Annotated in this window: 20 protein-coding genes; 9 read left to right on the top strand and 11 right to left on the bottom strand. The window is 51.5% G+C overall.

The annotated features are described in order from the left end of the window. Positions 1–5: 5 nt before the first annotated feature. From ynfF to J4645_RS05830, 3 genes are all read right to left on the bottom strand, one after another. Positions 6–2,441 (bottom strand): selenate/tellurate reductase subunit YnfF, encoded by a 2,436-nt coding sequence (gene ynfF, locus J4645_RS05820; RefSeq protein WP_000705287.1) that lies wholly within the window; start codon positions 2,439–2,441, stop codon positions 6–8. 97 nt (positions 2,442–2,538) lie between these two features. Then, complete coding sequence (gene ynfE / locus J4645_RS05825; protein WP_023214822.1) at positions 2,539–4,977, bottom strand: selenate/tellurate reductase subunit YnfE; 2,439 nt, start codon at positions 4,975–4,977, stop codon at positions 2,539–2,541. Between the two features lie 156 nt (positions 4,978–5,133). Continuing rightward, positions 5,134–5,442 carry a DUF1161 domain-containing protein gene (locus J4645_RS05830; RefSeq protein WP_000975516.1) on the bottom strand — a complete coding sequence of 103 codons (309 nt, stop codon included), beginning with the start codon at positions 5,440–5,442 and terminating at the stop codon, positions 5,134–5,136. Positions 5,443–5,545: 103 nt separating this feature from the next. On the opposite strand from J4645_RS05830, the gene J4645_RS05835 reads away from it, so the two are divergent. After that, positions 5,546–6,256, top strand: a complete 711-nt coding sequence (locus tag J4645_RS05835; protein ID WP_000743122.1) for a YnfC family lipoprotein — start codon at positions 5,546–5,548, stop codon at positions 6,254–6,256. A 40-nt stretch (positions 6,257–6,296) separates the two neighbouring features. Here J4645_RS05835 and speG read toward each other — a convergent pair whose 3' ends face one another. Together speG and J4645_RS05845 are read right to left on the bottom strand one after the other, a co-directional pair. After that, on the bottom strand, positions 6,297–6,857 hold the full coding sequence (gene speG, locus J4645_RS05840; RefSeq protein WP_000199997.1) for a spermidine N1-acetyltransferase: 561 nt from the start codon (positions 6,855–6,857) through the stop codon (positions 6,297–6,299). A 35-nt stretch (positions 6,858–6,892) separates the two neighbouring features. Beyond that, complete coding sequence (locus J4645_RS05845; RefSeq protein WP_001066440.1) at positions 6,893–7,234, bottom strand: DUF1283 family protein; 342 nt, start codon at positions 7,232–7,234, stop codon at positions 6,893–6,895. 152 nt (positions 7,235–7,386) lie between these two features. On the opposite strand from J4645_RS05845, the gene J4645_RS05850 reads away from it, so the two are divergent. The 5 genes from J4645_RS05850 (at position 7,387) to J4645_RS05870 (ending at position 13,122) form a co-directional block, all read left to right on the top strand. Then, positions 7,387–7,713 (top strand): YnfA family protein, encoded by a 327-nt coding sequence (locus J4645_RS05850; protein WP_000921389.1) that lies wholly within the window; start codon positions 7,387–7,389, stop codon positions 7,711–7,713. 121 nt (positions 7,714–7,834) lie between these two features. Continuing rightward, on the top strand, positions 7,835–9,049 hold the full coding sequence (gene rspA / locus J4645_RS05855; protein WP_001644449.1) for a starvation-sensing protein RspA: 1,215 nt from the start codon (positions 7,835–7,837) through the stop codon (positions 9,047–9,049). A gap of 10 nt (positions 9,050–9,059) precedes the next feature. Next, positions 9,060–10,079 carry a Zn-dependent oxidoreductase gene (locus tag J4645_RS05860; RefSeq protein ID WP_000836487.1) on the top strand — a complete coding sequence of 340 codons (1,020 nt, stop codon included), beginning with the start codon at positions 9,060–9,062 and terminating at the stop codon, positions 10,077–10,079. A gap of 53 nt (positions 10,080–10,132) precedes the next feature. After that, positions 10,133–11,512, top strand: coding sequence for an MFS transporter (locus J4645_RS05865; RefSeq protein WP_000192119.1), 1,380 nt, complete (start codon positions 10,133–10,135; stop codon positions 11,510–11,512). Positions 11,513–11,655: 143 nt separating this feature from the next. Next, complete coding sequence (locus tag J4645_RS05870) at positions 11,656–13,122, top strand: mannitol dehydrogenase family protein (protein WP_023214823.1); 1,467 nt, start codon at positions 11,656–11,658, stop codon at positions 13,120–13,122. A gap of 66 nt (positions 13,123–13,188) precedes the next feature. Here J4645_RS05870 and ydfZ read toward each other — a convergent pair whose 3' ends face one another. The 3 genes from ydfZ to ydfG form a co-directional block, all read right to left on the bottom strand. Beyond that, positions 13,189–13,392, bottom strand: a complete 204-nt coding sequence (ydfZ, locus tag J4645_RS05875) for a putative selenium delivery protein YdfZ (protein WP_000989267.1) — start codon at positions 13,390–13,392, stop codon at positions 13,189–13,191. A gap of 181 nt (positions 13,393–13,573) precedes the next feature. Beyond that, the gene (locus J4645_RS05880; protein ID WP_000215562.1) at positions 13,574–14,260 is read right to left on the bottom strand and encodes a GntR family transcriptional regulator; all 687 of its coding nucleotides are present in this window, start codon (positions 14,258–14,260) and stop codon (positions 13,574–13,576) included. 129 nt (positions 14,261–14,389) lie between these two features. Beyond that, complete coding sequence (gene ydfG, locus J4645_RS05885) at positions 14,390–15,136, bottom strand: bifunctional NADP-dependent 3-hydroxy acid dehydrogenase/3-hydroxypropionate dehydrogenase YdfG (RefSeq protein ID WP_000636564.1); 747 nt, start codon at positions 15,134–15,136, stop codon at positions 14,390–14,392. A 138-nt stretch (positions 15,137–15,274) separates the two neighbouring features. On the opposite strand from ydfG, the gene dcp reads away from it, so the two are divergent. Together dcp and J4645_RS05895 are read left to right on the top strand one after the other, a co-directional pair. Then, complete coding sequence (gene dcp / locus J4645_RS05890; protein WP_000106269.1) at positions 15,275–17,317, top strand: peptidyl-dipeptidase Dcp; 2,043 nt, start codon at positions 15,275–15,277, stop codon at positions 17,315–17,317. Positions 17,318–17,661: 344 nt separating this feature from the next. Then, entirely contained in the window at positions 17,662–17,844 is a 183-nt protein-coding gene (locus tag J4645_RS05895; protein WP_000807642.1) for a general stress protein, read from the top strand. A gap of 119 nt (positions 17,845–17,963) precedes the next feature. On the opposite strand, the gene J4645_RS05900 is transcribed toward J4645_RS05895, so the two are convergent. Next, complete coding sequence (locus J4645_RS05900; protein WP_001235359.1) at positions 17,964–18,491, bottom strand: 2-oxo-tetronate isomerase; 528 nt, start codon at positions 18,489–18,491, stop codon at positions 17,964–17,966. Between the two features lie 426 nt (positions 18,492–18,917). On the opposite strand from J4645_RS05900, the gene J4645_RS05905 reads away from it, so the two are divergent. Next, positions 18,918–19,310 carry a YdeI family stress tolerance OB fold protein gene (locus tag J4645_RS05905; protein ID WP_000775494.1) on the top strand — a complete coding sequence of 131 codons (393 nt, stop codon included), beginning with the start codon at positions 18,918–18,920 and terminating at the stop codon, positions 19,308–19,310. A 348-nt stretch (positions 19,311–19,658) separates the two neighbouring features. Here the strand turns inward: J4645_RS05905 and mgtS are convergent, their stop codons facing one another. Beyond that, on the bottom strand, positions 19,659–19,754 hold the full coding sequence (gene mgtS / locus J4645_RS05910; protein ID WP_000901531.1) for a protein MgtS: 96 nt from the start codon (positions 19,752–19,754) through the stop codon (positions 19,659–19,661). Positions 19,755–20,001: 247 nt separating this feature from the next. After that, positions 20,002–21,189, bottom strand: a complete 1,188-nt coding sequence (ydeE, locus tag J4645_RS05915; RefSeq protein WP_001068050.1) for an efflux MFS transporter YdeE — start codon at positions 21,187–21,189, stop codon at positions 20,002–20,004. Positions 21,190–21,386 lie beyond the last annotated feature (197 nt).

Consider the following 21,386-nt stretch of genomic DNA (forward strand, 5'->3'; position numbering starts at 1 on the left):
ACTCCTTACGCCTTTTCAACCTGAACAAGATTACTGTGTGACGGATTACCTTTCGCCAGTGGGGAAGGTCGGTGCGACGTCAGAATGTTAATGGAGCCGCCGCGATCGACTTTGTCGCCAAACATGTCGGCATTTAACCAGGCGCCCTGGCCGATAGCGGTGACGCCAGGCAATATGCGCGGCGTGACTTTTGCCGGAATGAGCATCTGTCCGTTCTGGTTAAAGACCCGCACGGTGTCGCCGTGCTGAATGCCGCGCGCTTGCGCATCAATCGGGTTGATCCAGATCTCCTGCGGACACGCCTGTTGCAGGACGTCGATATTGCCGTAGCTGGAGTGGGTACGCGCTTTATAGTGGAAGCCGGTTAGCTGTAGCGGGTAGCGCTGACGAAGCGGATCGTCCCAACCGTCAAAGCCTGGCGTATAGGCGGGTAAAGGATGGATAATCTCATCTTTCTTCAGCTCCCACGTGTTGGCGAGGGTTGCCAGACGCTCGGAATAGATTTCGATTTTACCGGACGGCGTTTTCAGTGGGTTGGCGGCAGGGTCTTCGCGGAAGGCGCGGAAAGCGACGTAGTGCTCCTCCGGGCATTTTTTCTTGAAAATCCCTGTCTGTTTCATCTCTTCGTAATCCGGCATTTCCGGGTTACGCGCTTTGGTTTTTGCGTGCAGGTATTTGACCCACTCATGCTGCGTGCGGCCTTCTGTGAAGGTCTGGTATACGTCCGGACCAAGCCGTTTAGCCACTTCACTGAGCGTCCAGTAAATGGGCTTTCTTTCAAATTTCGGCGAGGTGGCGGGCTGACCAAGAATGACATAGCCCATATTGCCTGCGGATTCGTGGGAAATCAGATCTTCCTGCTCGGTCGGCATTAAATCAGGCAGCAGAATGTCGCAATATTTTGCCGACGCGGTCATAAAGTGCTCGATGCCGACGATCATTTCACATTTACTGTCGTCCTGAAGCACCTCGTGGGTGTGGGCGATATCGCCATGCTGATTGATCAGCGTATTACTGGCGTAGCACCACAAAAATTTGATCGGCACGTCGAGCTTGTCTTTTCCCCGTACGCCGTCGCGTGTGGCGGTCATTTCCGCGCCATGATCGATAGCGTCGGTCCAGGTAAAGACCGAAATCTGGGTTTTTACCGGGTTCTCCAGCATAGAAAACCATTCGACGCCCAGATCCCAGGTGCCTTCGCGCACGCCGGAATTACCGCCATTTATGCCGACGTTACCGGTGAGTACAGACAACATGGCGATTGCGCGTGCGGTCTGCTCCCCGTTAGAGTGGCGTTGCGGTCCCCAGCCCTGGCAAATGTAAGCCGGTTTCGCCGAGCCGATTTCCCGCGCCAGTTGAATGATTTTTTCCGCCGGAATACTGGTAATCTGCGCGGCCCATTGCGGCGTTTTAGCAATACCGTCTTCGCCCTGACCCAAAATATAGGCTTTATAGTGCGCGTTACGCGGGGCCGAGGCGGGCAGAGTGGTTTCGTCGTAGCCGATGCAGTATTTATCCAGAAACGGTTTATCAATAAGATCTTCGGTAATCAGCACCCAGCCGATTGCCGCCGCCAGCGCGCCATCGGTACCTGGGCGAATCGGCAGCCACTCGTCTTCGCGGCCGGCGGCAGTGTCGTTATAACGCGGGTCAATGACGATCATCCGGGCGTTGGAGCGTTCGCGCGCCTGTTCGACATAGTATGTCACGCCGCCGCCGCTCATACGTGTTTCCGCGGGGTTATTGCCAAACATCACCACCAGTTTTGTATTGGCGATATCATCCGGACTGTTGCCGTCGTTGCCGCCGAACATATAGCTCATGGCCGCGCTGATTTGGGCGGTGCTGTAGCTACCGTAACGGCTGAGATAGCCGCCGCAGGCGTTCATCAGGCGATACGGTACGTTAGAATTGGTGATATTGCCGCCGTCCACGCCGGTACCGTAAAGCACATGTACCGCTTCGTTGCCGTAGTCCTTGAGGATACGTTTCAGGTTATCGCCGATGGTATCCAACGCTTCATCCCAACTGATACGTTCGAATTTGCCTTCTCCACGTTTACCAACGCGTTTCATCGGATATTTCAGGCGATCGGGGTGGTTCATCCGGCGACGAATGGAACGACCGCGCAGGCAGGCGCGTACCTGATGGTTGCCATATTCATCGTTGCCCGTGGTATCTGATTCAACCCAATATACGGTGTCATCTTTTACGTGCAGGCGTAGCAGACAGCGGCTGCCGCAGTTAACGGTACATGAACTCCAGACCGCTTTTTCTGCCACATTGCCAGATGCGAGGTCTGCTGCGGCGTGGGCGATGCGGGAGAACGGAAGGGTGAAAGCGCTACTGGCAAGCGCAAGGCTACCGATAGCGGAGGTTTTTACCAGGCTTCGTCGGCTGATACTGGCCGCCATTAATGCCTCAGGGTTGGTGATTTTCATAACAGCTCACTATGCTCATCCAAAAAGAGTTTTAAATGTCGTTGTGTTCGCAAAACGGGGAGCTCCGGGCGCGTAAAAACGTCCCGGAGCAGGCGGCTTAGATTTTTTCGATTTCCACCAGATTTGTATGTTGAGGATTCCCTTTTGCCAGGGGGGAAGGACGCAGCGTCGTGAGCGTATTGATGCAGGCGCCGTGGTCAATTTTATCGCCAGCCATATCCGCATTATGCCATGCGCCCTGACCCATCGCGCTGACGCCGGGCAGAATACGCGGCGTGACTTTGGCGGGTAGACGCACCTCTCCACGATCGTTAAAGACGCGAACCTTATCGCCATTCGCGATACCGCGTTTTTGCGCATCGAGCGGATTTATCCACACCTCCTGGCGACAGGCGGCCTGCAGAACATCAATATTGCCGTAGCTTGAATGGGTACGGGATTTATAGTGAAAGCCAAACAGCTGTAGCGGGAAGGTACTCCGTTTCGGATCGTCCCATCCTTCAAAAGTAGGGGTATAAATCGGCAGTGGGCTTATCACGTCGCCTTCCGCCAGCTCCCAGGTACTGGCGATGTGAGCGAGTTTGCTTGAGTAGATTTCGATTTTACCGGACGGCGTTTTTAACGGATTGGCCTGCGGATCTTCACGAAATTTTTTATAGGCGACAAAATGGCCGTTGGGATCTTTACGTTTATAGATGCCCATTTTTTTCAGCTCGTCATACGCGGGCAATGCCGGATCTCTTGCCTGCATTTTGGCGTACAGATATTGCAGCCATTGCGCCTGGGTACGGCCTTCGGTAAACCGCTGATACACATCGTCGCCGAGGCGTCTGGCGATTTCGCCGAGTACCCAGTAGATGGGCTTGCGCTCGAACTTAGGCGTCGTCGCCGGTTGGATAAAAATCAGATATCCCATATTGCCGGCGTAATCATTGGGGATGATATCTTCCTGTTCGACGGTCATGAGATCCGGCAGTAAAATATCGGCGTACTTCGCGGAAGAGGTCATAAAATTGTCGATGACCACAATCATTTCGCATTTCGCTTCATCCTGAAGAATTTCATGGGTTTTATTAATATCCGAATGCTGATTAATCAGGGTGTTGCCAGCGTAGTTCCATAGAAATTTGATCGGGACATCCAGCTTATCTTTGCCGCGTACGCCGTCGCGCAGGGCGGTCATTTCCGGGCCGCGCGCAATGGCGTCCGTCCAGCTAAAGCAGGAGATGGCGGTTTTAACGGGATTCTCCAGGACCGGTAGACGTTCAATGGTAATGGTGTAAGTGGATTCGCGTGCGCCGCTATTACCGCCATGAATGCCGACGTTGCCGGTCAGAATCGGTAACATGGCGATGGCGCGAGCGGTTTGTTCGCCGTTCGCCTGACGCTGCGGTCCCCAACCCTGACAGATGTAGGCCGGCTTGACGCTACCTATCTCGCGCGCCAGTTTGATAATCCGATCGGCGGGGATGCCGGTAATGTGTGACGCCCACTGCGGCGTTTTGGCGATACCGTCCTCGCCCTGGCCCAAAATATAAGCCTTATAATGGCCATTGGGGGGCGCGTCAGCCGGAAGGGTCTTTTCATCGTAGCCGATGCAATAGTTGTCGAGAAAAGGCTGGTCAACGAGATTTTCGTTAATCAATACCCAGGCAATCCCTGCCACCAGCGCGGCGTCGGTGCCGGGGCGAATCGGTATCCACTCGTCTTCACGTCCGGCAGCGGTATCGGTATAGCGCGGATCTATCACGATCATGCGCGCATTTGAGCGTTCACGCGCTTGCTCCAGAAACCAGGTAATGCCGCCGCCGCTCATGCGTGTTTCAGCCGGATTATTGCCGAACATGACCACCAGTTTACTGTTTTCGATATCAGACGTGCTGTTGCCGTCGTTGGAGCCATAGGTGTAGGGCATGGCGCAAGAAATTTGCGCGGTACTGTATGAGCCGTATTGATTCAACGAACCGCCGTAGCAGTTCATCAAACGCTTCACCGGCGAGGCGGAAGGCGACGAGCGGGTTATGTTGCCGCCTACGATGCCGGATGAATAGTGGATATAAACGGCTTCATTGCCGTAGGTCTCTACGGTCTTTTTCAGGCTGGCGCTAATGGTGTCCAGCGCTTCCTGCCAGCTAATGCGTTCAAATTTGCCTTCGCCGCGGCGGCCAACGCGTTTCATGGGATAGTTAAGGCGATCCGGATGGTTAATGCGCCGACGGATTGAACGGCCCCGCAGACAGGCGCGAACCTGATGATTGCCGTAGACATCGTCGCCAGTGTTATCAGTTTCAACCCACCAGACTTCATTATCTTTTACATGCAAACGCAGGGCGCAGCGACTGCCGCAGTTGACCGAACAGGCGCCCCAGACGATTTTATCTTCTTCGTTGCGCATGGCCTGCTGCACCGCCGCGGCCGCGGTACGCATCCCAAACGGTAAAGATACGCCTCCGGCAGCCAGCGCCAGTGAGCCAAGCGCCGCTGATTTCACTAACGTCCTGCGGCTAACGCCTGTTTGTTGCTTTTCTCCGGGCATCACTCACTCCATTGTCGTTATTATTTCGCTATATATTGATAACTATAACGAAATTATTAACATGCTAATGATGTAATGAGTTTACCCCTTTGGGAGTAAGGATTATTAATCCATGTCAAAGAGCGTTACCCTCCGGACCCGGAGGGCAGGAGGAGATTATTGCGGTTCGGCGGATGAACCGTCTTGAGCGGGAGAGGTATTGGCTGGCGCATTGCCGCTGCTGGTGCGGGTATAAAGAATTTTATGCGTGTCGTTCGCGCAATGGCCCACCACCTGTGAGTCGGGCTGATCGGCCTGGTCGTTAGGAACGATAGTGAGCGTAAAATTATCCGCCGGTACGCCGTTATTGATGATACGTTGTTCAATATCGCTTTTTACTCTCTCGCACGATCCCGGTGCCGCCATCACCAGCGAGGGGGCGCTGACTAACGCCAGAGCGGCTATTGCAGTTGCGATTTTCATCATGAACTCCTGTGATTAATGACGATGTTCTAAGCTTAGCATTTTTCGTGTAAATAACTGTATTTGCTAATATGATGATAAATATCTTTTCATCCTGGTGATACGTGTGAAGAAACCCCTTTTACTGACGTTATTGTGCATGATACTGGCAGGTTGTGATAACCCGAAATCCCTTGAGTCTTTTACGCCGGAAATGGCCAGTTTTTCGAACGAATTTGATTTTGATCCATTACGTGGTCCGGTAAAGGATTTCAGCCAGACATTGATGAGTGAGAATGGCGAAGTGGCGAAGCAGGTCACCGGTACGCTTTCACAGGAAGGCTGTTTTGATACGCTTGAGTTACACGATCTGGAGAATAATACGGGGCTGGCGCTCGTGCTGGATGCCAATTATTACCGGGATGCTCAGACGCTGGAAAAAAAGGTGCAGTTACAGGGGAAGTGCCAGCTGGCGGCGTTGCCTTCGGCGGGCGTGACCTGGGAAACGGACGACAACGGTTTTGTGGTATCGGCGACGGGCAAAGAGATGAAAGTCGAGTATCGCTATGATAGCGAAGGTTATCCGCTAGGTAAGACAACCATAAACTCGCAGAATACGCTCTCTGTGACGGCAAAACCCTCCGCGGACCCGCGTAAAAAGCTGGATTACACGGCAGTCAGCCGGGTGGATGATCGACAGGTCGGCAACGTCACACAGAGCTGCGAATATGATGCGTACGCGAACCCTGTTGACTGCCGGCTTGTTATCGTCGATGAGAGCGTTAAGCCGGCAGTGTCCCACCATTACACCATTAAAAATCGTATCGATTACTACTAAACCGGGCGCGGTGCGATTCTCCGTGACTACCGCGCCGCGTTTACTGCGCGGTGGGTTTCAGGAGCGTAGAACCGGACGTTTTATGTTCATCCAGATACTGCTGCTGGAAGATACACATGCGGATGGTGTTACGGTATTCGCCGTTAATGAAGAACTCATGAATCAGCTCGCCTTCTACTCTAAACCCGAGTTTACGGTAGATGTGAATCGCTTTTTCATTCTCTTTATCGACGATCAAATACAATTTATAGAGATTGAGTACGGTAAATCCGTAATCCATCGCCAGTTTGGCCGCGCGTGACGCCAGGCCTTTTCCCTGGTACTCCGGGGAGATAATAATCTGAAATTCCGCCCGCCGATGCACATGGTTAATTTCCACCAGTTCTACCAGCCCAGCGTTTTCACCATCGCATTCGACGACAAAGCGCCGTTCGCTTTGGTCGTGGATGTGTTTGTCGTAGAGATCCGACAGTTCGACAAAAGCCTCATACGGCTCTTCAAACCAGTAACGCATAACGCTGGCATTATTATCAAGCTGGTGGACAAATCGTAAATCTTCACGCTCAAGCGGGCGCAGTCTGACCTTGTAGTCACTTGTCATACTGTATCCTTACACTTCCTTTTAGTTATCCTGCATCAGGGCGTAATAACGCGACCTGTACGACGATCCAGACACCGCAGCGTATTAGGCTCCCAATAGGCGTTGATGTTGGCGCTTTGCTCGCATTTATCGCGGTTATCAAAGGCGGCATCGGCTTTGTCCCACTCTTTTTCTGCGCGGGTATTCACTTTCTGACGCAGACTGCGAGTGTCGTTCCATTGTTCCTTTTCCATCGCCGCTTCCTGACGACTTTGTGCGCTATCTCCCGATTCAATCACCAGTTTACTGGTTTCAGCGAATGCGGAAGTAGTATATACAACGGCCGCCAACGTAAGCATTGCCGTCAGGCACAGGCGTTTGCTCAGCGTATTGTTCATCACAACATCCTTTCATTAGAGGGGAAAAAGCGGTAAACCACCTGTAAATTCTACACCAATCCTTATGCCTGGCATATACACAAGAATGGCCGGATAACCGTAACGATATTCTGTTGTATTATCACTTATCATTTCGTAACCAAATGAATCTCATGCTAAAGACGACTCTGCTTTTCTTTGTCACCGCCCTCTGTGAAATCATTGGATGTTTTCTTCCCTGGCTATGGCTTAAGCGCGGCGCCAGCGTGTGGTGGCTTCTGCCCGCCGCCGCGTCACTTGCGTTATTCGTCTGGCTTTTGACCTTGCATCCGGCGGCGAGTGGGCGGGTTTATGCGGCTTACGGTGGGGTATATGTCTGTACTGCGCTCCTGTGGTTACGTGTTGTCGATGGCGTCCGGCTCACGGTTTATGACTGGTGCGGCGCGCTGATCGCGCTGTGTGGAATGCTGATTATCGTCGTCGGATGGGGACGTACGTAACATTGCCGCGCGACCAGAACATTTTGTGATCTGGCAGCGCTTTTTACATTAATATACTTGTATGGTAGTAGCTCAGTTGGGTAAATTTCCTGCATCCCATAATGCGATGTAAGGAATAAAAATGAAGATTGTAGGGGCTGAAGTTTTTGTTACGTGTCCAGGGCGTAACTTCGTCACCTTAAAGATAACCACGGAAGACGGGATCACCGGTCTGGGGGATGCCACCCTGAACGGACGCGAGCTCCCGGTGGCCTCGTACCTTACCGATCACCTGTGCCCACAGCTTATCGGGCGGGATGCTCGCCGCATTGAAGATATCTGGCAGTTCTTCTACAAAGGCGCGTACTGGCGCCGTGGCCCTGTCACCATGTCCGCCATTTCCGCGGTTGATATGGCGCTATGGGATATTAAAGCCAAAGCCGCCAATATGCCGTTGTATCAGTTACTCGGCGGCGCTTCGCGTGAAGGCGTCATGGTGTATTGCCATACCACAGGCCACACCATCGACGATGTGCTGGAAGACTACGCGCGTCATAAAGAGCAAGGGTTCAAAGCAATCCGCGTGCAGTGCGGCGTTCCGGGGATGAAAACCACCTACGGCATGGCGAAAGGCAAGGGGCTGGCCTATGAGCCCGCGACAAAAGGCCAGTGGCCGGAAGAACAATTGTGGTCAACGGAAAGGTATCTCGATTTTACGCCAAAGCTGTTTGACGCCGTGCGTAATACGTTCGGTTTTAATGAACATCTTCTGCACGATATGCATCACCGGTTGACGCCTATTGAGGCTGCCCGCTTTGGCAAATGTATTGAAGACTATCGTTTGTTCTGGATGGAAGACCCGACGCCGGCTGAAAATCAGGCGTGCTTCCGCCTCATCCGCCAGCATACGGTCACGCCGATTGCGGTAGGCGAAGTCTTTAACAGTATCTGGGATTGCAAACAGCTCATTGAAGAGCAATTGATTGACTATATCCGCACCACGCTTACCCATGCCGGTGGTATTACCGGGATGCGCCGCATTGCCGATTTTGCCTCGCTCTACCAGGTGCGTACCGGTTCGCATGGGCCGTCCGATCTGTCGCCGGTTTGTATGGCCGCGGCATTACATTTCGACCTGTGGGTGCCTAACTTTGGCGTGCAGGAGTTTATGGGCTACTCCGAACAAATGCTGGAGGTTTTCCCGCATAACTGGACGTTCGAGGGCGGCTATATGCATCCGGGCGACAAGCCAGGACTGGGCATTGAGTTTGATGAAAAACTGGCGGCGAAATATCCGTACGATCCAGCCTATTTGCCGGTGGCCCGCCTGGAAGACGGCACACTGTGGAACTGGTAAGGAGCGAAAAATGAAAAGCATCGTAATCGAAAAACCGAATACATTAACTATCGAAACGCGCGCGCTTCCTCAGCCTGCGCCGGGTGAAGTTCGTATTAAAGTGAAACTGGCGGGTATCTGCGGTTCCGACAGTCATATTTATCGGGGACATAATCCCTTTGCAAAATATCCCCGTGTCATAGGCCATGAATTTTTCGGTGTCATCGACGCGGTAGGCGACAACGTCAATCACGACCGGATAGGAGAACGGGTATCCGTCGATCCGGTGATCAGTTGCGGGCATTGTTACCCTTGTTCAGTCGGTAAACCCAATGTGTGTACCTCGCTGGTGGTGCTGGGCGTGCATCGTGACGGCGGTTTCAGCGAGTATGCGGTGGCGCCGGCCCGTAATGCTCATCGCATACCGGACAACATCGCAGATCATCATGCCGTCATGGTTGAGCCGTTTACCATTGCGGCAAATGTGACGGGGCAGGTGAATCCAACCGAGCAGGACGTGGCGCTTATCTATGGCGCAGGCCCGATGGGATTGACGACCGTACAGGCGCTGAAGGGGGTTTATCAGGTTAAAACGGTCATAGTCGTTGATCGCATTGAAGAGCGTTTAGCAATGGCGAAGCAGAGCGGCGCTGACTGGACCCTCAATAATGGTCAACATTCACTGGCGGAATTTCTACAGCAGAAGGCGCTAAAACCGACCTTGATTGTCGATGCCGCCTGTCATCCCGCTATCCTGCAAGAGGCGATTACCCTTGCATCGCCTGCGGCACGCATTGTCCTGATGGGATTTTCCAGCGACCCGTGTGAGATTGTACAGCAGGGTATTACCGGAAAAGAGCTGGCTATTTATTCATCGCGTCTTAATGCCAATAAATTCCCGGTCGTGATTGACTGGCTGAATAAAGGGCTTATTGATCCGGATAAGCTGATAACGCATACATTTGATTATCAACATGTCACCGACGCGATTGAGCTTTTCGAGAAAGACCAGCGTCAATGCTGCAAAGTCTTACTCACGTTTGCGAAATAATATAAATAATTGCGAGTAAGTGGTACGCATCTTACCTCTTAGAGATTGCCTATATGACACAAATAAAGCATGAACGATCGACTCAGGATTTAGTGCGCGCTGCCGTATCTGGCTGGTTAGGCACCGCGCTTGAATTTATGGATTTTCAGTTATATTCACTAGGCGCGGCTCTGGTCTTCCATGAGATATTTTTCCCGGAACAGTCTGCCGCGATGGCGCTTATTCTGGCAATGGGCACCTATGGTGCAGGTTATATAGCCAGAATTATCGGCGCCTTTGTTTTTGGTAAAATGGGCGACCGCATCGGACGAAAAAAAGTATTGTTTATTACCATCACCATGATGGGGATCTGCACCACGCTGATTGGCGTACTGCCGACGTATGCGCAAATCGGCATTTTTGCGCCAGTATTACTGGTGACATTGCGAATTATACAGGGGCTGGGCGCCGGGGCGGAAATTTCCGGCGCGGGTACCATGCTGGCCGAGTATGCGCCGAAAGGAAAGCGTGGCATCATTTCCTCGCTGGTTGCGATGGGCACCAACTGCGGTACGTTGAGCGCGACGGCGATCTGGGCGGTGATGTTCTTTGCGCTTGAACGCGAACAGCTGATCGCCTGGGGATGGCGTATTCCTTTCCTGGCGAGCGTCGTTGTCATGATATTCGCGATCTGGCTGCGAATGAATCTGAAAGAAAGTCCGGTATTCGAAAAAGTAAGTGAAGGCGAAAAATCGCCAGCGTTAACGTCTGCGTCAGAAAATACATTGGGCGCGATGTTTACCAGCAAATCTTTCTGGCTGGCCACCGGTTTACGTTTTGGACAAGCTGGGAATTCGGGGCTTATTCAAACCTTCCTTGCCGGATATTTAGTTCAGACGTTATTATTTAACAAATCTATCCCAACCGATGCGTTAATGATAAGTTCCGTAATTGGTTTTATCACTATCCCACTATTAGGGTGGTTGTCCGATAAATACGGTCGTCGGCTGCCGTATATAATATTGAATATCTCCGCGATTATCCTCGCCTGGCCGATGCTGTCTATTGTGGTAGATAAAACGTATAGCCCTGGCGTAATTATGGCGGCGCTCATTGTTATTCATAACTTTGCCGTGCTGGGATTATTTGCGCTGGAAAACATCACCATGGCGGAAATTTTCGGATCGCGTAATCGCTTCACCCGGATGGCGATTTCAAAAGAGGCAGGAGGCCTGGTGGCGGTTGGCTTTGGCCCTGTTCTTGCGGGGATCTTTTGTAACATGACCGATTCCTGGCTGCCCATATTAATTATGCTGGTGCTCTACTCGTGTATTGGTCTGATTTCTGCGTTGTTGATGCCGGAGGTCAGAGATCGCGATCTGAGCTTGCCTGAGGATGCGGCGGAAGCGACAGCGGCAGAGAAGTTACGCCACTCCGCAACCCAGACGAGTTAAATCGTGTCGACGGTATGGCCGGAACGCTAATGCGGTTTCGGCCATGCTGTCCGGCCACTTTTGTTTAATTAGCGTAAATCCAAATGCACCAGGGCAGGCGTTACTCTGCGACTGTTCCGCTTTCAGAATATAGAGGTTATAAAATGCAAAACAGGCTTTTATCGGCAAAGGCGACGCTTCCTGATTACGATCGCGCGGCGCTGGTGGCGCGGATGGTCCATCTCGGTTTTGGCGCGTTTCATCGCGCGCATCAGGGGGTTTATACAGATATTCTGGCTGCGGAGCAGCATAGCGACTGGGGCTATTATGAGGTTAACCTTATTGGCGGCGAACAGCAGATTGCCGATCTAAAGCAGCAGGATAACCTCTATACCGTGGCGGAGATGTCGGCGGAAGCCTGGACGGCGCGTGTGGTGGGCGTCGTCAAAGCGGCGTTGCATGTTCAGGTTGATGGTCTGGAACGTGTGCTGGCGGCGATGTGCGAACCGCAAATAGCGATTGTGTCTCTGACCATTACCGAGAAAGGGTATTGTCATTCGCCAGCCACGGGCCAACTTCTGCTGGAACATCCCATGATTGCCGCCGACCTGCAAAATCCGCATCAACCGCTAACGGCACCGGGTATTATTGTCGAAGCGTTAGCGCGTCGTAAAGCCGCAGGCTTATCGGCATTTACCGTGATGTCCTGCGATAACATGCCGGAAAATGGGCATGTGACGCGTCAGGTTGTGACGGCTTACGCCCGGGAGGTGGATGCGGAACTGGCGATATGGATCGAGCAAAACGTGACATTTCCGTCAACCATGGTTGATCGGATTGTCCCTGCGGTCACGCCGGAGACGCTGGATAAAATCGAACAACTGACCGGCGTGCGCGATCCGGCGGGTGTCGCCTGTGAGCCGTTTCGTCAGTGGGTGATAGAAGATACGTTTGTGGCGGGTCGTCCGCAGTGGGAAAACGCGGGCGCGACGTTGGTCGCCGACGTGGTTCCGTTTGAAGAGATGAAACTGCGAATGCTTAACGGCAGTCATTCTTTCCTGGCTTATCTGGGGTATCTTGCCGGCTATCAGCATATTAATGACTGTATGGATGACGACAACTATCGTCTGACCGCGCAGGCGTTAATGTTACGCGAGCAGGCGCCCACGCTAAAAGTCCAGGGGGTAGATTTACAGCGTTATGCCGATCAGTTGATTGCGCGTTACCGTAATCCGGCGCTGCGTCATCGTACCTGGCAGATTGCGATGGATGGCAGCCAGAAACTTCCGCAGCGTATGCTGGACTCCGTTCGCTGGCATCTTGCTAATCATAGCGATTTTGATTTGCTGGCGCTGGGCGTGGCGGGGTGGATGCGTTACGTTGGCGGCGTGGATGAGCAGGGCAAGGCGATCGACGTCAGCGATCCGCTATTGCCGGTTATTCAGCGCGCCGTGGCAAATAGTGAAGAAGGCGCCAGTCGTGTTAAGGCGCTGCTGGGAATGGCTGAAATTTTCGGCAACGATTTGCCGCAGGCGGCGCGGTTTACGCAAAAAGTGCAAGAAGCCTATGACAGTTTACTGACATATGGCGCGAAAGCGAGCGTGGCGAAATATGCCGAGCGGTTGAAATAGCGCAACAGAGACCCGGTAGCATTATGCTACCGGGAAGGCCGGGGCGGTTCTTAGCGGCCAGTGGTATCAGTTCATGCCAAGACGAATCAGTTCGACCGGCGCGAATTTACCTTCACAACCTTCGACAATCACCGTTTTGCCGCGGCGAATTTGACCTGCATCCAGACCTTCGCTCTCAATGGCTTTGATAATCCCGGTATGACCCGTGCCGCTTATCATGACCCGGCTACCGGTAGTGATTGCGTTACGGTTACGATCGTATGTCATCATGGTGTTTTCTCCTTTCAAACTTACAGCCAAAGCCCGCAGGTTTCCCCGCATGACGGGCGACATATAAATACGCTTCTCGTTGCGGATTTTTTTTGTTTTTGATCAAGCTCACGGCTTTTTAGGCGGGAATGTGCAGGGTGAGAAAGCGGAGAAGGCGTCTCACCCCGACGTTAAAGGGGGGTTAGTCTTCGCTAAACCAGCCGCTGTTTTCCTGACGGATAAGCTGAACGGATTCGCTAATTTCCTGCAAATGCTGGGTCATTGCGCTCTCAACCGCATTGCCGTCACGATTTTCCAGCGCGGAGAAAATATCATGGTGCTGGCGCAACAACATCTCCGGCGGAGAAACATGATCCAGACTCATATAGCGAACCCGGTCGATTGTCGCTTTGATATTTTCAATGGTATCCCACGCTAACTGGCAATCGGCGATCTGCGCCAGCTTTTGGTGGAAATCGTCATCAAGCTGGAAAAAATCATCAATCTGTTTGCGCTCGATGGCAATATGTTGCAGGTGCAGGTTTTGCGCCAGTTGATAGCACTGGTTGTCGGTGATCATCGCCGCCGCACGGCGGACCACCGCGCATTCGATTGCCTGCCGAACAAAGCAGCCATTCTGTACCTGAGAAAGCGAAATCTTATTCACATAACTACCGCGCTGAGGGCGGATCTGAATCAACCCATTTTCCGCCAGCTTTATAAAAGCCTCGCGCACCGGTTGACGCGAAACGTTAAAACGGGTTGAGACCTCTTTTTCTGATAGCGGCGTGCCAGGCGGGATCAGACAATGCACGATATCACGCCGAAGAATACGGTAAATTTGCTGGTTGACTGGCTGTGTAGGGTTAAGCTGCGTTTCGACGGTCATTCATTCTTACTTTTTAGGCGGTTGACCCGGATACTCTACCACTTTTCCGTGGTGGTCTATACCTTTCATGTTTCTGGTTGCAGATACGTTTGCCAGGGATTACCCGGCCCGCAGACCGGGTATAACCCCTTAGCTACGGTGGACGCTGAGCCCTGCGAAGGATTGGGTAACAGGCATCATTTCAACGGTATTAATATTCACATGCGCGGGGAGTGTGGCCACCCACCATACCGCTTCGGTAATGTCTTCTGGCGTGAGCGCGGTGGTATTTTCGTAAGTTTTACCCGCTTTCTCATCGTCGCCTTTGAAACGGACGCTGGAAAACTCGGTACCGCCAACCAGACCCGGTTCAATGTCGGTCACGCGAACCGCCGTGCCGTGTAAATCCGTGCGCAAATTCAGGCTAAACTGGCGCACAAAGGCTTTCGTCGCGCCATAGACGTTGCCACCAGCATAAGGCCAACTGCCGGCGGTTGAACCGATGTTAATGATATGACCGCGATTACGTTCGACCATTCCTGGCAGCACGGCGCGGGTCATATAAATTAAGCCTTTATTATTAGTATCGATCATAGTTTCCCAGTCTTCTACGCTGGCTTTATGCGCCGGTTCAAGACCCAGCGCCAGACCGGCGTTATTGACCAGCACATCAATATCGCGCCACTGCGCAGGCAGAGAGGCCATCATCTCTTCGATGGCCGCGCGGTTGCGCACGTCCAGTTGGGCGGTCAATACGTTCTCGCCAAGCTCATCTTTTAACGCTTGCAGGCGTTCATGACGACGTCCCGTGGCAATGACTTTATGTCCATTCTCAACAAAACGGCGTGCAATGCACTCGCCAAACCCTGCGGTTGCTCCAGTTACTAAAACGATCATCACACAGTTCCTCAACGCTTTTTGTGTTGTATTACCATAGCACGCGGCGTTTATGAAAGGGTAATCCTGGTTAACACGGTTGCGGTCAGCATAGGGGGAAGCTTACTCTTATGATCAACCTATTTTCAGGAGTGAAAAATGTCGACGAATCCTTTGTTAGACCAGAGTATGTTGCCTTATCAGGCACCGCGTTTTGATCGGATCAAAGATTGCCATTATCGTCCTGCTTTTGATGAGGGCGTGCGGCAAAAACGTGTGGAAATCGAGGCCATCGTCAATCATCCGGCGGCCCCTGATTTTACGAATACGCTTCTGGCGCTGGAGCAAAGCGGGGCGCTTCTGTCACGCGTCACCAGCGTTTTTTTCGCGATGACGGCCGCGCACACTAACGATGAACTCCAGCGGTTGGATGAGGCCTTTTCTGCCGAGCTGGCGGCGCTCTCCAACGATATTTATCTGAATAGCGCGTTATTCGCTCGCGTGGATGCCGTCTGGCAACAGCGTCACTCACTGGGGCTGGATGATGAGTCGCTACGGTTGGTCGATGTGATCCATCAGCGTTTTGTGTTGGCAGGCGCGCAGCTTGCCGAAGAGGATAAAGCGCGGCTGAAGGTATTGAATACTGAATCCGCGACCTTAATGAGCCAGTTTAATCAGCGTCTGCTGGCGGCAAGTAAAGCGGGCGGGCTGGCGGTAGATGACGCGCATTGCCTGGCAGGATTAAGCCCGGAAGAAATGACCGTCGCTGCTGAAGCGGCGCGTGAAAAAGGCCTGGAGGAGCGCTGGTTCATTCCGCTCCTTAATACGACGCAACAGCCTGCGCTTGCTACGCTGCGCGATCGCCAGACCCGCGAAAATTTATTCGCAGCGTCATGGACTCGGGCGGAAAAAGGAGATGCCCACGATACCCGCGCTATCGTTCAGCGTCTGGTAGAGATTCGTCGCTGTCAGGCAAAACTGCTGGGTTTCCCCAATTATGCCGCATGGAAAATGGCCGATCAGATGGCGAAAACGCCGCAAGCCGCACTGAGCTTTATGCGTGGCATTGTGCCGCCAGCGCGTCAGCGCGTACTCAATGAACAGGCGGAAATTCAGAACGTCATTGAGGGTGAGCAGGGCGGCTACACCGTTCAGGCCTGGGACTGGATGTTCTATGCCGAACAGGTACGGCGGGAAAAATATGCGTTAGATGAAGCGCAACTGAAGCCCTATTTTGCCTTAAATACGGTCTTGCAAGAGGGGGTTTTCTGGACCGCCAACCAGCTATTCGGCATCACCTTCGTCGAGCGTTTTGACATTCCGGTGTATCACCCTGATGTTCGGGTGTGGGAGATTTTCGATTCCGATGGTGTCGGCATGGCGTTATTTTATGGCGACTTCTTCGCGCGGGACTCGAAAAGCGGCGGCGCGTGGATGGGGAATTTTGTCGAGCAATCCACACTCAACGAAACCCGGCCCGTTATATACAATGTTTGTAACTATCAGAAACCGGTTGATGGGCAGCCTGCATTACTGCTTTGGGACGACGTTATTACGCTCTTCCATGAGTTTGGTCATACGCTACATGGTTTGTTTGCCGTCCAACGCTATGCCACGCTTTCAGGTACCAATACGCCCCGCGACTTTGTTGAGTTTCCCTCCCAGATTAATGAGCATTGGGCGAGCCATCCGCGTGTGTTCGAACGCTACGCGCGTCATGTCGACAGCGGTGAAAAAATGCCTGCTGATTTACAGGAAAGAATGCGCAAGGCGAGTTTATTTAATAAAGGTTACGATATGACTGAATTGCTCGGCGCCGCATTGCTGGATATGCGCTGGCATATGCTGGAGGAGAGCGTAGCAGAGCAGTCTGTCGCTGAGTTCGAGCAGCAGGCGCTGGCCGCCGAGCATCTTGATTTACCGGCAGTGCCGCCCCGCTATCGCAGCAGTTATTTTGCCCATATCTTCGGCGGCGGCTACGCAGCGGGATACTACGCCTACCTGTGGACGCAAATGTTAGCGGATGACGGTTATCAATGGTTTGTAGAGCAGGGCGGCCTGACGCGTGAAAACGGGCAGCGTTTTCGTGATGCTATCCTTTCCCGGGGGAATAGTACTGATTTAGAAACGCTTTATTCAGCCTGGCGTGGACATGAACCGCATATTGACCCCATGTTACAATATCGTGGGCTCGATCGCTAAGCTGATACGGTTGTTCGGCACTGTCGAACAACCGCCTGAAAATGAATCCTGCACTTCTGATGACAGCCAGTTAAATTTATGGGGTTAAATTGTCTGAATATAACAAGGGCGTGCATTCGGATTTTTCTACTTATTTTTCCGTGGTGGATTGATTGCCAAAGATTTATTACCGCTTCGCTGTTGATGTTTTCAAAAAATATATTTTCCGCCATGTATCGGCGTTATGTAAATAATGCAGAAATGAATTTGACACTGCGCACAGGGCGACTAGATTTAGAACTGTATCACATGATATGAGAAGACATATCATATTTAAAACGCAACATCATCATGAGGATTATATTATGGCAGAACATCGCGGCGGTTCCGGTAATTTTGCAGAAGATAAAGAGAAAGCCTCAGAAGCAGGTCGTAAAGGCGGTCAGCATAGCGGTGGGAACTTTAAAAACGACCCACAGCGTGCATCTGAAGCGGGTAAAAAAGGTGGCCAGAATAGCCACAGTGGCGGACGGAAATCCGGCAATTAATTTTACTCCTGATATTTCGTAAATATATTCTGAAATATTGCGCATACGATGCGGGCCATAGGCTCGCATTTTTTTATTCTGACCGGGAGTTATTCTGACCGGTCAGATGAAATTATTTTTTATGCTTTCTTCGTTAACAGAAAAAGCAATTCAGCGAGGGCGAAGCGTACGCATTTTTCCAATACTTCCTGACAATCTCCGTTGAAATGTTGTCGGCTTGTAAAAGTTGTATTGTTAATATTCCAGGCAAACCAAACGGTGCCCGCCGGCGTGCCATCTTCGCCGCCTTCCGGACCGCCATAGCCGCTGATCGCTATGCTGATATTGACCTCAGCCTGATCCTTAGCGCCCTGTGCCATTTCAGTAACGACCGCTTCGCTGACGGCGGTATGTTCGGCAAGACTGTGGCGTTGTACGCGTAAGATTTTTGCTTTGGCTTCATCAGTAAAGGTGACATAACCCACACCGTAAAATGAGGGCGTATCTTCTGCTGCGCACAATGCTGAAGCCAGTTTCCCGCCAGTGCAGGATTCTGCAGTGGTCAGACGGAGTTTCTGGTTAACCAGTAAATGACCAAGTTTTTTTGTCAGGCTATCGATGGTTTCGGCTTCATCAAGGGTGACAATATCGTGCTGTTCTAATCTCATCGTTTATTTTTCCGTTACAGAGACAAATGAAATATGTTCGTTCTTCTCAAGTATGGCATATTTATTTTATGACATTGTCAGTGAATGATTATTTTATCCAGTTACCAACAAACCCGCTGTTGCATAACTTGCTTACTTTTCTGCGGCGATGACTGTCATTGATTATGCGTAAGGCCATTATCCTCAAAAAATAAAGCCGATTATTCTGAATTGCTATCAAGACGTTGATGCATATGACTTCAGCGATGTGGCGAGTTAACTATTACGCCGTTACGCTTTCGTGCTCACCGGCGCTGATATCGGTTGCATATTAATCCGGATGGGTTGATTTTATTGCTTAATATCCTGCGGGTAAATTCATGTTTGTAAAAACTAAAAATAGCGGCCAGACTTAATACGTCAAATAGACGTTATTAAGGAGAGAGCATGAAACTACCGGTGGCTGCATTTTTAAGTTTGCTGATAATGCCTTACGCGCTAGCGGATGATCAAGGGGGATTAAAAAAAGACGTGGCGCCGCCGCCGCCTCATGCTATTGAGGATGGTTATCGCGGTACGGATGATGCAGAAAAAATGACCATCGAACAGGCAAAAACCCTGCATGATGGCGCGACCGTTTCGCTGCGCGGCAACCTTATTGATCATAAAGGCGACGATCGCTATGTATTTCGTGATAAATCCGGCGAGATTAACGTGATAATTCCTTCCGCCGTATTTGATGGGCGGGAAGTTCAGCCGGATCAAATGATCAACATTAACGGTAGTCTGGACAAGAAAGCGAAGGAACCGCTTGTTCGCGTGAACCGACTGCAAAAATAACGCGCGCTAACCGGCAATCTCCAGGTCAGCCATACGAGGCACGCGGCTGGCCTGATACCATGGGTCTTGTAAAAGCGCCTGGGGGACAAAAAGATCCCATAATGTCTTATTCAGGTCTGGTTGCGTATCGTTTAAGCTTCATTGATATTGACGGTGCTACAGTCGTTAGCGATCCGTTATCCTCGCAAGAATTTGCCCGGTAGCGTATAAGCAAAACACAAATCTATCCATGCAAGCATTTACCGCTGGTGAACCGGCGGTTTTTTTTTGCCTGCCATCCAGACAAAAGCGGCCCCTTGCGCAACGATGCAGCAAGGGGCCGGCTCTGCGAGGGATTATCTCCGTTCATTAATCATCCCATTTGTGACTGAACCAGGCGGCCAGAAATCCGGAAAATAAAATAATTCCTAATACAACGATAAAAAGGTTAATACTGCCTAACATCTCGTTTCTCCTTATTTTAGCGTGCATCCTCTTTTTTAAAAAACCTCGTACAGACTATAGTACTAATTTATACTTAAGCAAAGTCTGAATTGCGTATTTATTTTACTGGAAGGGTAAAGCATTAGAATATTTTCGTCAGCGCCCAGGAATATTCCTGAATTACCGCAGTGACAGCAGATAATTAGCCTGCAATATATAGGGTTAACCCGGTGCGCCAGAAACTGCGCACATCACTGGCTGCAGATAATTAACAGGTGATAGCCTGTTGCGTAGGGGTAATCCGCATTCCTTTTAACATCAGTGCCCAGGCGAACACAATGGCGATTATCAGGACAACGAAAAGCGACCAGGCGGGAAGTGTCGTCAGGATGACGCCGCTGGCCAGCGGGTTTACCGCCGCACCCAGCCAGCCCAGCGATTGCGCTGAAAAATAGCTGGCTTTCATCCCGGCAGGCGCAATGTTGTCAATTAACATATATTCGCCGGGGGCATAAATAATTTCGCCAATCGTGAATACTGCCGCTGAAAGCCCCCAAAAAAACAGATTGTCGCCTGAAAAAATAAATCCGATGAGCCCAGCGATAAAAAAGACGGTGCCGGTCGTCATCATTGGTCGAATATTGACGGCGGTAAGTCGACGGCCCACGGCGTATTGCAAACTGACCACAATAACCGCATTAACCGGCAGGACGACGGCTACCACTTTTTCCGCGAAGCCGCTATCGGCAACGACCATAACGTACTGTGAAATACAGGACGCAAAGGCGCCCCCCACAAAGGAGGCCAGAAATGCCGAAAGCGTAAACCACAATAATGCTTTGTCGCGCAGCAGAACGGAGGGAGACCAGATAGCGGCATTTTTCCCCTCGCTGGCGGCAACCGAACGTGTCACCCATACCTGAATAAAGACCAGCGGAAATGCGGAACAGATAGCGGCAAGCCAGAAGGGTAAATTGATGCTTTGCATCACCAGCAGCGTGCCGAGCGGCGGGCCAACCGTCCAGCCGATATTGAGTACGGTATAGTTGAGCGAAAAAATCCGTGTTTTTGTTGTCGCGGTGAGATTATCGGCGAACCAGGCCTTCAGGACGGTAGAAAAAACCGAATAGGCGCAGTTAATAAGCGCAAAAAGCAGGACAACCAGTACGACATTATGCACCATTGGGATGGCGATAAATCCGCAGGCGAAGGCGATAATCGCGAGTAACATGTAGCGCTTTTTATCAAACTTGTCCGCCAGAATCCCAAAGCCAAGACTAAAAATGACGCCAATCGTTAACGCGCTGGTCAGCGCGTAGCCAATCAGATCCACGCCTAAACCGTACTGACGGTTAAGATAGATGGTCATAAAGGGGAGCGTGGCGCCGCGTCCAATTGTCAATAACAGCGATGAGGCGAGTAGAGCCAACGTCGAACGTCTCAATCCTGGATTCATTTTTCCTGCCTGAAATGGAGGTTACGTATCGGGACGTTTTAATCTACCGTGCCCGCAAAAGCATGATGTCTATACGCTATAGCGTAGTCTTAACATACCATAACGCAGGATTTTGCCCATCGTGTGTTGTTCAATGCCATGCTCACGGTAAAAAGAAAAGTCCTGTTATGGCGCACTGATTTCCGATAACTTACCTT

This window comes from Salmonella sp. 32082101201600294FB01SM01 (assembly GCF_017572865.1).
In the GTDB taxonomy this organism is placed as follows: Bacteria; Pseudomonadota; Gammaproteobacteria; order Enterobacterales; family Enterobacteriaceae; genus Salmonella; species Salmonella enterica.